Below are 12,486 nucleotides of genomic sequence, written 5' to 3' on the forward strand. Positions count from 1 at the left end.
TACCGCTATAAATCACGGTTACATATTAAAGACGAATCACATCACTAGTTTTTCAAATGAGGAGCCTAAAAAATTTTTATCATTATTCACTTTCACTTATGGTTCATTCATTATTGGTGTTTGCATAAGCCGCTAACATCCCGTCAGTTAAATGTTGCGACAATTTTATGGCTGACATCGGTCCACCAAATCCCCAGATATTTCGGGGTATCAATGTAATGCGCCCTTTTTCATTGGCTGGTACGAAAGGCCATATCGGTGAAATGAGTTTTTGTGCCAAACTTATCTCAGATCCAGTGGCACTAATTAAGAGTACCGATAAATCGGCTTGCTTCAGTAAATCTTCGGGCGTGACAAAAGTCGTTCCTTCCTTTGTGGGCCAATTCGGCCATAGCGATATTCCCAAAGATTGAGCAACCCCGCCTGCCATACTATTAGTCGTATAAGCCCAATAGCGATCTTGCAAACCAAGTTCTTGTAATATTGCGATATGTTTGCCATTTAATCCGGCAACAGCCAAACGAGCACGATCAGCAGCTAAAGCGTTTTGGAGTTTATGTTTCACCTGCTGTCCGGCAGAATCATGACTAGTAATAGTTGCTAACGCAGAAAATACGTTCATCATGTGCTGCAGTTGATTGATTTGAAGATCTCTTGCGTTAAATTCAAATAGCACTGTGGGTGCAATACGAGTTAATTCATCAAAGAGCACCGTATGGCGAAAACTTACCCCAAGAATTAAATCAGGTTTAAGGCCTGCAATCGCTTCCAAGCTAGGTTGCTGGCGTGTTCCCACATTCACTACGTGAGTGAAACGTGGTAAATCGTAGCCTATCCATTCTCGGTAACGTTCTGGATCAACCATACCCACAGGGGTAACATCAAGCGTAGCTAAGGATTCCGCTAACATAAACTCCAGCACCACCACCCGTTTAGGCTGCTTAGGAAGGACTGCACTGCGGATACTGATAACGTTATCTGAAGCTGTAGCATATGAGGTAACGAGCCAAATAAGTAAAAACATGCAAAAAATACGTTTCATTCAGCCTCGCATGCTTGTATTAATTGGATTTGCCTATCCAATGCTGGCCTAGGAAGGATTAACAACAAAGGACAGTTTGTACACAACATTTCCTCTCCAGGCAACTCATTACGCAAACAACATACACGCCTCACTCGCAAAGGAGTCGGCAATTGTGAGGATGGAGGTTGCACATAGCGGATGGCATGACGTAAGGGATTAGGCAAGTTACTATCAAAAAAGTTGGAGCCTTCGAAGAGAAAAGTTATGTCTTGTTTAGCATACTCATCGAGACCTAATGTAGATAAGGTATACTCTAATGAATGGCCCACGTTATTCCACAACACGCGTGGTGCTACTCTTACCGTGGCTGCTAAAGCATTGATCTGCGGAGCAAGATGTTCCAGACACAAGGAACGATAACGAACAGCAGGATCGTTGTTAACTTTACCGAGCGCATCCTCAGGTAACCATAATTCATGCGGCATACCATTACGTAAGACTAAATGGCTTACCTCTAAAGCCATATTCAAAGAACGACGCAGTACCAACGCTACAACCACCGCGGCAGGAATAATCAGACTGAAATAGTACTTAGACCATTGTGAGAGTAGAGCACGTACATCATCACCGTCATAATACTGTCGTATCGTTGCTAAAAGATATTCTTTTTGCTCAGCTAGATGAGAAGCTGGTATCAGCCTATCTGCATCTTGATGAACACAAGGCTCACCCAGATATATTTTGTTGCAATAGGAGGCATATTGATCTGGCAAAAATTCAGCAAGATTATGTGTTGCTTTGTAGGAAGGAAGGGCTTGATTCATACATACCTCCTCTTACGTTGTCCTAAGATCAGCATTGCTAATAGATAGGGAGCACCAATTAACGCGGTCATGGCGCCAGCCGGAATTTCAATTGGAGCGAGAACACTCCGACCTGCAACATCAGCCACCCCCAGCACAAGTGCTCCTAGGAGCATGGCGATTGGTAGGCGCTGGCGATGACGCTGAAATCCCAACATCTGTGCAAGATGCGGGGTCATTAATCCTACAAATGAAACAGGCCCAACTACAGACACAACCACAGATGCAAGTACAGTAGCTAAAGCTAAGGTCAGCATACGCACCCGAATCACAGGAATGCCAAGCGTTGCTGCATGTTGCTCCCCTAAAACAAGCATATCTAATGGTCGCGCTAATAAATATAAGACGGGAAGAGCAAAAAGAAACCAGGGTAATAGACAAAGGACATCAATTAGACTGCGACCATAAGTCCCACCAACTAACCATACTAAAAAACGTGCTTGCTCCACACTGTTTTCCACCACCAACCATTGTGACAAAGCGGCATAGAGAGCGCCCAAAGCTATTCCAGTCAATGCAACTGGCAATGGGGCTAAATGATGGCGGCGATTAAAAAGTAAGATCAGTCCTAAAGTTATGGTGCCACCAAATAAAGAAACGAGCAGCAGCATACCACGTGAAAGCATGGTTGTCGTAACCATCATCAGCAAAATAGCAAGTCCACTACCCTGGATAATACCGAGTACTTCGGGACCCGCCAGTGGGTTACGCACCACACTTTGTAATAACACACCACTCGCAGCGAGGATAGCACCTGCTAATAGCGCGGTTAACACCCGAGCTAAGCGCAGCTCAAGCACCAAGTGATGCTCTAACCATTTATTAGGAGCAAGCCAAGTTTCGCCATAGATAGCGGCAAATGCAATTAATAAAAGCAAAAGCACACTACATACCCACACACAGCGCTTAAAGGATAGTTGGAAACGGAACCAACTATGTGATGTTGAGATCATTCCAGTTAATGCACGATGACGATGGATCAGAAACAGCAATACTGGGGTACCAACCATTGCGATCATGACACCAGTAGACAGCGTTGCATCTAACTGTAATCTCATAACTAAACTATCCGCTGCCAATAAAATCACTGCTCCCCATACTGCTGCCAGCGGTAATAAGCGGGATAAACGCTGCACACCTTGAGTACGTAAAAGATTGGGGGCAATTAAACCGATAAAACCCATTGGTCCTGCAATAGCGGTAGCACCTGCTGCAAATAAAGTAGCAATCCATAATGTTATCAATCGTAGGGGACGCAAGGCTACGCCTAGTGCTCGTGCAGTATCATCGCCCAATGTACTGATTTCTAACGGTTTGAGTATCCAGGGTAATAGTAATAATGGGAGACAAAACCACATCATCACGGTGAGTAGGCCATGCGCATCTGGTTGGTATAACAGACCATTACTCCATAAAGCCACACCAGTAATATCTTCTTCAAAAATAGTCATCAACATGAGGCTGATGGCAGAGAACAAGAGTGAACAGGCCATGCCTGCCAGAGTTAAACGCAACGCAGACGTTTGCCAACCACCAGCGGCAAATATCGCCAAAAGAGCACCTAGCATACCACATGCAAAAAGAAGCGGTACACTTGCAACTCCTCCTAGCGCAGGAAGAATGATGGCAGCAAAAATACCTAATTGCGCGCCTCCAGTCACACCTAATAAATCAGGCGCAGCCAGCGGATTACGCGTAATTGCTTGAAATAACGTCCCAGATAGTCCTAACGCAGCACCAGAAACTATAGCCGCCAAAACACGGGGTAGCCGTGAATTGAAAAATAAGAGTTGAGCGATATGCTTGTCGGTCTCGCTCTCATCTAAACTGAAGATAATCCGTAACTCTGGCCATAGACGTATACTTGACAATATCAAGAGTACAAGAAAGCCGATTAAAGTTCTCTGTGTGAGGATACGGGATCTCATAGGTGAAACGGATAAGGCTAAAGAACTCATACGCTTACACAAAATTCAGTATTGGATTGATAAGATGGCAGACACACCGGCTTCCCGCTTTCAGGATGATCCAAGCGTACCATGGGCATACCAAAAGTATCCGCAAGATAATGAGGATGAATCATTTTATCGGGTGTACCTTGATGTAAAATACGTCCCGAACGCATCAACACAATATGGTCACTAAATGCCGCAGCCTGATTGAGTTCATGTAACACCCATACAATGGTCAAACCATGCTCACGATTAAGACGACGTAAGGCACATAAAACATCGACCTGATGATGAATATCTAAATAAGTAGTCGGCTCATCCAATAATAAAATTTTGCATTCTTGTGCCAATGCCATCGCAATCCAAGCTCGCTGTCGCTCACCACCAGATAAGGTGGCTACTTCATGATTGGCGTAAGCAAGAAGATCCATTGTCTCCATGGCATTGGATACGGCAATATGATCAGTGTCGGAAGACGTGGAAAATAGTGTAGAAAACGCATAACGACCATAGGCCACTAATTCTGCTACCGTAAGTCCATCGGGTATTTGATTAAATTGAGCAAGCATGGTCAAAATTCGCGCGATTTCGCGTCGTTTAAAGGAAGATAAAGAGCGCCCTTCGATTAAAATTTCTCCTTGCACCAAGGATTGCAGTCCAGCCAAACTTTTCAACAAAGTAGTTTTGCCACATCCATTCGGTCCACACAAAGCTGTAATTTTTCCCGCTGGGATGTCTAGGCTCAAATCTTGAAGTACCGTTTGATGTTGGTAAGATACGGTGAGGTGTCGTCCAGATAATGCCGGCCTATTTATATCGTGATTATTCATATAAAATCCGCCCCATGTCCTTGCGCCATTGCAACCATTACCTTGCGCGGCCCCTTAAATGGTAAACGTGCATGTGCGCTTAACATGTTATCCAGCATCAAGACATCACCTTCCTGCCAAGGAAAGATAACCGTATGCTGTGCCAATACAGCACGGATATGATCCAATTCCAGATCACTAATAGGACTACCGTCACCATAGTAAACATGACGTGGCACATACGCCTCTCCTACGCTCTCCAACAAAGCTTCACGGGTATCTGCATCGAGGGCAGAGAGATGAAAAAGATGTGCCTGATTAAACCATACCGCCTCGCCCGTGAAAGGGTGGTGAGCAATACCCTGACAACGTTGCCAGGTACGCAATCCACCATCATCTAACCAAATAAATTCAATGTGGTTTTTATTGCAATATGACTCTACTTCGTCTGAGTTATCAGTATTAAATACTTGCTGCCAAGGCAAATCCAAACCGTGCCCATAATTACGTACATATATTAAACCCAAATCAGTAAAACGCTGACGAATCTTTGGGTCAATAGCGCGGTAAATGGTACGGCTATCCGCTATTGGTGTCTCACCTCCCTCAGGAGCTGCTTGCGCACAATAGAACCAAATTTTCATTGGCCATTCACGTGTATATGCTTGCTCATTGTGAAGTGGAATATGTTGATGCGCTGGATATTCAGTTGAGGTATACACCCTACCATTGATTTTACTACGGGGGGTTGAGCCAAACTCATAATTGAGTAAAGAGTGTCCAAATGAGGCACAAAACGTCTGGAATTCCTCTGCTCCCGCATTGGAAAAGCCACGAAATAAAATAGCTCCGATTTTCAAGAGCTGTGAACGGACTAATGCTGTTAACTGCGCCCTTACATCCGAAAAACGAACATCAGGTATCCGCGGACTCACGCACAATGGAAAACCTGGTTCAATGTTGAGTTCTACCGATTCGATCACTTCTTCATTCATATGCACAACCGCCCTGATCTCAATGTTACAAGAGTAACGTCACAGCCATCTGGAACCAGATATGGAAAAATAAAGATAAGTTTTATTTGTCCGCAGATTGTGCTGCTAAATGCTGGCGCAAGCTAAGCGGCCGCATGTCAACCCATGTCTGCTCAATGTATGCCAAACACTCTTGTTTTTTTCCACTAAAGCCTATGGTGCGCCAGCCCGGTGGCACGGTTTTATAATCAGGCCAAATAGAATACTGTTCTTCTTGGTTAATCACCACGTGGAACAGGGTATCTTCACTATCAAAACTCATCTTAAATTCCTCATCAAACAATATTGATCATGCCTATGTAGATACATATGCATTTTCTATTTTATTTAGATCATGAGCGACGATATCCTACACATAATGCAAACATCGTTGGGTTACATCACGTACCATAAAGTGCACTAGAGCTTGAGAGACTTTCAACTTAGCTGCAGTTTCTTTCAACGTGCAATCATCAAAGCGCACCATCTCAAAAGCAGTACGCGTACGTAACGGTAAGGAAGCTAACATGCTAATGATTCGGCCAAGCAAATCATGCTGTATTGTTTGTATTTCTGGTTCACTACAAAGTGACGGCACATTAATCCCATCGTCTTCCTCAACGTAAAGACGACATTCAAAAGCTCTGCGCCGCGTATAATCAATGGCTAAATTACGCACCATGCGCACTAAATATCTCAAAGGTTGACGTATCGGCTCGGTCCCGTTATTTTCCATGACCTTAATATAGACATCCTGCACAACATCTTCAGACAAACTGTGACTACCAATAATAGTGGTTGCCAGATTGACCAAAAAACTTCGATTTGTAATTAACACCAGACCAATTTCTTTATTCGTGTAAAGCTGATCCTGCACCATTAGCTTGCCCATGCAATCACTACCTCGGCCATACATTGAACAATATTGGTACTCTAACAATAATAAGAATCATTGTCAATTGCAATTGATAATGATTCTTATTAAGATTTACTTTGCTGATTGTATGTTGAAATTTTTATTCAACATTAATACTGCAAATGATCTTAATTGATACCTTTACGATTATTTTTGTTTCAATTTTTTTGCTGGAAGGGATTTTTGTAGAGATTTGTATTCACGTGATGCTCTGCATATTTCTGTCATTTTATCTTACTGCAATCATCGTATTAAACCATCCTTTGTCGGGTTTGATTATGATTTCTAATTAACCCTATAAAGTTCTTATATCTAAAATAAATATTTGACTTTAGTATTAGCAGCATTATACGTAGCGTATTTAACATACTTATTTAGGTTATTAGCTTCTGCTAGGGAAACAATTTTAAAATATTCCCATCTTCTCCTAAAGGAGAAGATCAGGCAAAATATTCCATAGTTATTGAAAATCAAACCTTTGATCTACGCTCGCAAAAACGGTCCCTTTAGGTCCTGCTACTTCACCACCACTTTCACCAAACATTGTAGAACTAACTACTCCTAAGAAAGAAGGAAGGAACAATAACACAGCAGAAATAAATACCAAAGCTATTGGTGTTCCAATCGGAATTTGGGTTGGGTTATCTTTGTGTTGTTTAAATTTCATAATAGCACTGATAGAGAAACCTAACCCAGCTATATACGAACCAGCAGTAATTAATTTAGCCAGCTGTTCAAATGAATTTGTAATTTGTGAAGCCATTTGACCTAAAGTAAAGATATTTTCTGCAACTGCATTTTTGCTAACACAAATTAATAAACCTAAACAAGCAATACTGCATAGCCGAAACCAATTAGTTGGCTTTCCTACAACTTTATTATTCACCTGTACTCTCCAATTTAAAATTAATTAAAATCGTAATTGCTGCCACGGCTACCCATTTAAAATTTCAATAGTACTCGTAATAGAGATGTGACAATCATTGACACGAAAAGGGTTCTCTACACAAAAAATCACAAAGCCATTTCTAGATCTTCAGTGCTAAATTCAGTGACTTCAGTTGTCCTTTTGACACAACTTTTGAATAATAATCTCACCTAAGGTGGCTTAGTGAGTTCATTGTCATGTATTGATTCATCTCATTTTTTACCTCATCTGAGGTAAAATAGTCGAATAACCTCTTGGAACAGCTTGAAAAGCTGATAATCTACCCTTTTTATAAGGTGTTTTCAACTCCAGAGTGGATGCAAGGTTTTGACAATACATCATCTGGATAATCTTTTAGCTCTTTTAAGTTTTCCAGGAGAACCTCCTCCTGCTAGGCCCGACAAGTTTTATCTTTTTTAATCCAGATATTTTTCGAGATCTTATAAATCATTTTCATCAAAACGTTTGACAAAAAAAAATAAAGACAATAGGTTATGTTTTATTTGAATGAGGAAAAGGACATGCCAAATTCTAATTTAGACCAACCATTGCCATCTCTCCCATCAGGCCTGATCAGCCCCATTCCTAATCATCATTCAGGCAGCACTTTTAATTTTGATTATTTATTAAATAATGGAAAAATTTACCTGCGGACACGAACACTTGAAGATCCCAAAGCTTTAGTTCGAGGCGATCTTGTTTCAATCAAGGATGATCTCGATGCTCTGGAATGGAAACTTTTTGATGATATAGGGATACCCTATAACAAAAATATGGAATCGCTTCTTGCTCCTGAGGAGCAGATTGTTGAGATTGGTGTTGCAAGCGATATCGTGGTGGCGGTTTCGAATTTAGATCGTGTGTACCTTTACAAACCAACCGAAAACAATAGACCTCTTCACTGGGAGCATATATTAGGCGCTCCCGATTTTATAAGTAGCGACAAGCTTTTTCTTCCTCACGATCGGCGAGCTTGGGCTTTTAGCTGCAGTGTACGTACTAAACCCGAAATACGAAGAACTGACTTTATCCACCCAAATGAAATCGTTTCCTTCTTTAGCGATGCAAACGGAATCCATTTTGATTTTGGATTTACACCAACCCTTTACGTGTTGGATAAGGATGGACTAAAAATAGTCTATTGGGATACAGGCTTACCGGCCAGTTTTTCAAGAGGATTTCTTGTCCCCCAGGGTACTCAAGGTCAGTCTATCAGTGCAGCTGGCTCCACTGTTTTTCTTTCTGCCATAGACGCAGAAGGAAAACTGCATTTTTTTACCCGGATGATTGACTATGAAATTAATGGCGCTTGTCCAGGGCTGAAAGTAAGTTATACGGATATTCCTGTTGTTGAGCCTCCCGATGGTCCAGAGGGAAGTTTTTTTCTTGGACATGGCATTCGGAAATTGCCCTTGCAAGGATGGGTGGAACACTCAGTAGATGAGATACTCCCTAATCTTACCCATAATGTGTGTATTCGCTTGACAGGACAGGGCGATGAGGCACGGGAACTAAGAATTCAAGGTAAAGATCCCAAATTAGGATGGGGTTATTATTTTAAAAATATCTCTGAAACAAGCTGGACATTTCATCCTGAACCAGCGGCTGCACCAGCTAACCTTGCAGAAAACACAATAATTCCTTTTAATCCGGCCTGTCCTAAAACGTCAAAATTATCTTACACGGGCAAATTGTATTACAGAAAATTACCACATATCCTAAGGATAGAGGACACATCAGACATTACAATAGAACTTAAAGATTTTCATCCTTTTCTAACTGATGCCGATCCTTTTTCTTTGGTTATTCATCACCCTAATGAGCCTTCTCAACATTTGAAAATTCACGCCGTGGATGCCTGGGGTTTACATTATCACCATCACCACGATGAAGAGTTAGTCGGAACAGTGGATGGCGAACCTAAAGCTCTTATAGGAACACTCATTCTAACCCCTGAACAAATAGAACTTACTCGAGATAACAAATCCAGCATCGGAGCTTATTTGAAAAATCATTTTTTAGATTATCAAGGAAAGACCAAAGCCATACCTATTATTGCAGATAATAGTATGGCTATTTTAAAATTTGGCCCTGCCAAATGCTGCTTTAAACGATCATTGTCTGAAGAGGAAATCTCCGGTTCTTTCTATATGAGAAAAGCGATGGCTCCGGAACTGGCAATTACCTCAGGTAGTCTCCAAGAATACACTCGTCTTCTTGATAAAAATAAAGAGTGCTTACACGACATAAAATCAATTTTTTCAGAGCGCCAAAAAGAAGACCGCCGGTATGCACTACTCAATATTAACATGAGTTTTATTCGTCCACTTGCTGCAGGAGTGTTCAAAACGATTATAAAACCAGAAGATCCCACCTATGAACAAGCGATAGAGGATCTTGGATTACTCTTAAACGCGCATAGAAAAGCTACTGCCTATTCAGGACTAGGAAGAACGCAAGCTCCCGGTTATGAGCAAGCTGTTGCTATTTTAAACGAACGCATAAAACAACTACACGAAATAATAAGCCATGCAGAACATAGACCAGCAAGAGCTTTATGTTAAGAGGTATAATTGGCTTCCTGCCTCAGCGTGCCTAGCCTGGCCGCTGGCAGGAATATATTTTATCAATTGACTTTAATTCTCACCCACTTCTAATCCAGGGCTCATTACCCAATAGATTGATAGCCTAAGTAGAATCATTAAACACAAAATTGCTGCTATAGAAGTAATTTTTAAATTTTTTTAAGCAATTTAAATACATTAACTCCTAAATCATCATTATTTACCGCCACAGAAGTAAATTTATTGTATTTATGCTATAACATACCTCTAGAAAACTTTCATTTCATCATTTTTACTGCTATAAAAGTAATAAACCTTTAATTTATAGTGCACTATGATCCCTAATGAGATTGCAAAGATAGTCCATTATTGCCGCAAACAAAGCGGATTATCACAGCAAGAACTAGCCAGATTAGCTGGTGTAGGTAAAACCGTTATATTTGATATTGAAAAAGGTAAAGAAACAGTGCAGTTAAATACATTGTTAAAAGTACTCGATATTTTGAATATTCGAATGAAATTTGAAACACCTTTTTCACAAACAACGGATGATAATTCATGAGAAAAGCAAGCGTATTGGTTAATGGAACTAAAGCTGGGATATTAGAAGAATTAAAAGATGGAAAATATCAATTTATTTACTTTGATGATTATCAGGGAGCACCAGTTTCTCTTACAATGCCATTAACAAATAAGGTGTACGACTTCAATATATTTCCTCCATTTTTTGAGGGCCTATTACCAGAAGGTATTATGCTTGAAGCGCTATTACGAAAATATAAAATTGATAGGAATGATTACTTTGGTCAATTGATGATAGTTGGACACGACGTTGTGGGTGCAGTTACTATTGAGGAACTAAGATGAAATACTGCCCTATTACCTATGAAATCATAAATGACCAAGAAAGCTACTCACAACGTGGGTTACGATTGCTTTCACCTCAATTAAAAATACTTAGTCCCTTAGAATTAAGTGCTGATGAGCAAAGACAAGAAGCACTCGACCGTGTAGGAAAAATGTCGATTCAAGGTGTTCAAAAGAAATTAAGCGCACAATTAAAAGTTAAAGCCGGATGTTTTGAAATCGTTGATCAAAATGGTCATTATATTTTAAAACCACAAAGTGACAATTTCCCTGAGTTGCCAGAAAATGAAGCCATTACTATGTCATTAGCAAAAACTATTGGCCTCGAAGTCCCTGTCCATGGCTTAGTGTATTCTAAAGACAACAGTATGACGTATTTCATTAAACGATTTGACCGAATAGGGCATAATAAAAAATTAGCAGTAGAGGATTTTGCACAGCTATCAGGCGAAGATCGCCATACAAAATATCAGAGTTCCATGGAAAAAGTAATTACTGTCATAGGAAAATTTTGTACATTCCCCAAAATTGAATTCGTTAAATTATTTAAGTTGACACTATTCAACTTCCTAATCGGCAATGAAGACATGCATTTAAAAAATTTTTCCCTAATTACAAAGGATAAAAAAATTTCTCTATCACCTGCATATGATTTACTTAACTCAACCATCGCTTTAAAAAATGCCAAAGAAGAAATGGCTTTGCCTTTAAGAGGCAGAAAAAATAATTTAACGAAACGTGATTTTTTTCAATATTTGGCCGTTGAACAACTCTCATTAAACCAGAAGGTTATTGCTGGAATAATACAAGAATTCCAGCAAGTAATACCCAGATGGCGTCAACTGATTGGTTACAGCTATTTATCTCAACAAATGCAAGAAAAATATCTTCAATTGTTAGATGAACGATGTGATCGATTAGATTTTTTTAATTAAATCATAAAATTACTGCCATGACAGTAATTTTTTAAATTTTCAAGTATTTTAAATACATAGCCTTAAAAAATCACCATTAATTACTGCTATAACAGTAAAATTATTGTATTCAGTGATACTTGCAAGCTTTTGGGCGATGTGGGCTTTAGTTTTTCTAATCGATTTAGTATGGATAATACTATGCTTTTTTCTTACCAAAACCAGGTTTTTTGTAAGGGTTTCAGAGATAAAATGACAATTATAATCAAATACACCCATAATGGTACTTGATCAAATATTGGAAAAATGAGTTCCATAATACAAGAAAAAAAGAACATCCCAAGAAAGAGTAATACCTGCAAAGCTGGAGTATTAGTCTTCACACAAGAATGGAATTTAGATTTCAATGTATCTCCTGGTCGCGATACCAAATGAATAATTAATGGAAAAATACCAATAATTAACAATAATAAATAGAACCACCAGTCAATACCTCTTAAAGGAGGATAAATGGAGAATATTAATAATCCCACCACAAAATAAACTATCATAACTAATACATAGTCAATTAAATCAAAACGGTGCAATTTTTTGGAAAGATATGTTTCAGCAGACATGGTCAATCCTTTTTTCATA

General features: G+C 39.9%; 13 protein-coding genes. 4 read left to right on the top strand and 9 right to left on the bottom strand.

Annotated elements, in window-relative coordinates; translation table 11 throughout:
• Positions 1 to 103: 103 nt before the first annotated feature.
• The 8 genes from DYH34_RS14830 to DYH34_RS14865 form a co-directional block, all read right to left on the bottom strand.
• Positions 104 to 1,042, bottom strand: a complete 939-nt coding sequence (locus DYH34_RS14830; protein WP_202972245.1) for an ABC transporter substrate-binding protein — start codon at positions 1,040 to 1,042, stop codon at positions 104 to 106.
• Complete coding sequence (fhuF, locus tag DYH34_RS14835; protein ID WP_058464993.1) at positions 1,039 to 1,848, bottom strand: siderophore-iron reductase FhuF; 810 nt, start codon at positions 1,846 to 1,848, stop codon at positions 1,039 to 1,041. The genes DYH34_RS14830 and fhuF overlap by 4 nt, the downstream gene beginning before the upstream one ends.
• Complete coding sequence (locus DYH34_RS14840) at positions 1,845 to 3,845, bottom strand: iron ABC transporter permease (RefSeq protein ID WP_058464992.1); 2,001 nt, start codon at positions 3,843 to 3,845, stop codon at positions 1,845 to 1,847. Before DYH34_RS14840 ends, fhuF begins: the two co-directional genes overlap by 4 nt.
• Positions 3,842 to 4,669, bottom strand: a complete 828-nt coding sequence (locus tag DYH34_RS14845; protein ID WP_058464991.1) for an ABC transporter ATP-binding protein — start codon at positions 4,667 to 4,669, stop codon at positions 3,842 to 3,844. The genes DYH34_RS14840 and DYH34_RS14845 overlap by 4 nt, the downstream gene beginning before the upstream one ends.
• Positions 4,666 to 5,643 (bottom strand): TauD/TfdA family dioxygenase, encoded by a 978-nt coding sequence (locus DYH34_RS14850; protein ID WP_058464990.1) that lies wholly within the window; start codon positions 5,641 to 5,643, stop codon positions 4,666 to 4,668. Before DYH34_RS14850 ends, DYH34_RS14845 begins: the two co-directional genes overlap by 4 nt.
• Positions 5,644 to 5,725: 82 nt before the next feature.
• A complete protein-coding gene (locus DYH34_RS14855; protein ID WP_058464989.1) occupies positions 5,726 to 5,944 on the bottom strand; it encodes an MbtH family protein in 219 nt (72 codons plus the stop codon).
• Positions 5,945 to 6,031: 87 nt separating this feature from the next.
• On the bottom strand, positions 6,032 to 6,553 hold the full coding sequence (locus tag DYH34_RS14860) for a sigma-70 family RNA polymerase sigma factor (protein WP_058464988.1): 522 nt from the start codon (positions 6,551 to 6,553) through the stop codon (positions 6,032 to 6,034).
• A gap of 484 nt (positions 6,554 to 7,037) precedes the next feature.
• Positions 7,038 to 7,463 (bottom strand): hypothetical protein, encoded by a 426-nt coding sequence (locus tag DYH34_RS14865; RefSeq protein ID WP_058464987.1) that lies wholly within the window; start codon positions 7,461 to 7,463, stop codon positions 7,038 to 7,040.
• 563 nt (positions 7,464 to 8,026) lie between these two features.
• Here DYH34_RS14865 and DYH34_RS14870 point away from each other — a divergent pair.
• The 4 genes from DYH34_RS14870 (at position 8,027) to DYH34_RS14885 (ending at position 11,871) form a co-directional block, all read left to right on the top strand.
• On the top strand, positions 8,027 to 10,069 hold the full coding sequence (locus DYH34_RS14870; protein WP_058464986.1) for a hypothetical protein: 2,043 nt from the start codon (positions 8,027 to 8,029) through the stop codon (positions 10,067 to 10,069).
• 334 nt (positions 10,070 to 10,403) lie between these two features.
• Positions 10,404 to 10,631: a helix-turn-helix transcriptional regulator gene (locus DYH34_RS14875; RefSeq protein WP_058464985.1), complete on the top strand. Its 228-nt coding sequence runs from the start codon at positions 10,404 to 10,406 to the stop codon at positions 10,629 to 10,631.
• Positions 10,628 to 10,936 carry a HipA N-terminal domain-containing protein gene (locus DYH34_RS14880; protein ID WP_058464984.1) on the top strand — a complete coding sequence of 103 codons (309 nt, stop codon included), beginning with the start codon at positions 10,628 to 10,630 and terminating at the stop codon, positions 10,934 to 10,936. The genes DYH34_RS14875 and DYH34_RS14880 overlap by 4 nt, the downstream gene beginning before the upstream one ends.
• Positions 10,933 to 11,871, top strand: coding sequence for a HipA domain-containing protein (locus tag DYH34_RS14885; RefSeq protein ID WP_058464983.1), 939 nt, complete (start codon positions 10,933 to 10,935; stop codon positions 11,869 to 11,871). The genes DYH34_RS14880 and DYH34_RS14885 overlap by 4 nt, the downstream gene beginning before the upstream one ends.
• 191 nt (positions 11,872 to 12,062) lie before the next feature.
• On the opposite strand, the gene DYH34_RS14890 is transcribed toward DYH34_RS14885, so the two are convergent.
• Entirely contained in the window at positions 12,063 to 12,467 is a 405-nt protein-coding gene (locus DYH34_RS14890) for a hypothetical protein (RefSeq protein WP_065240105.1), read from the bottom strand.
• Positions 12,468 to 12,486: the final 19 nt, after the last annotated feature.

Origin of the sequence: Legionella cincinnatiensis, assembly GCF_900452415.1 — a bacterium.
Classification (GTDB): domain Bacteria; phylum Pseudomonadota; class Gammaproteobacteria; order Legionellales; family Legionellaceae; genus Legionella; species Legionella cincinnatiensis.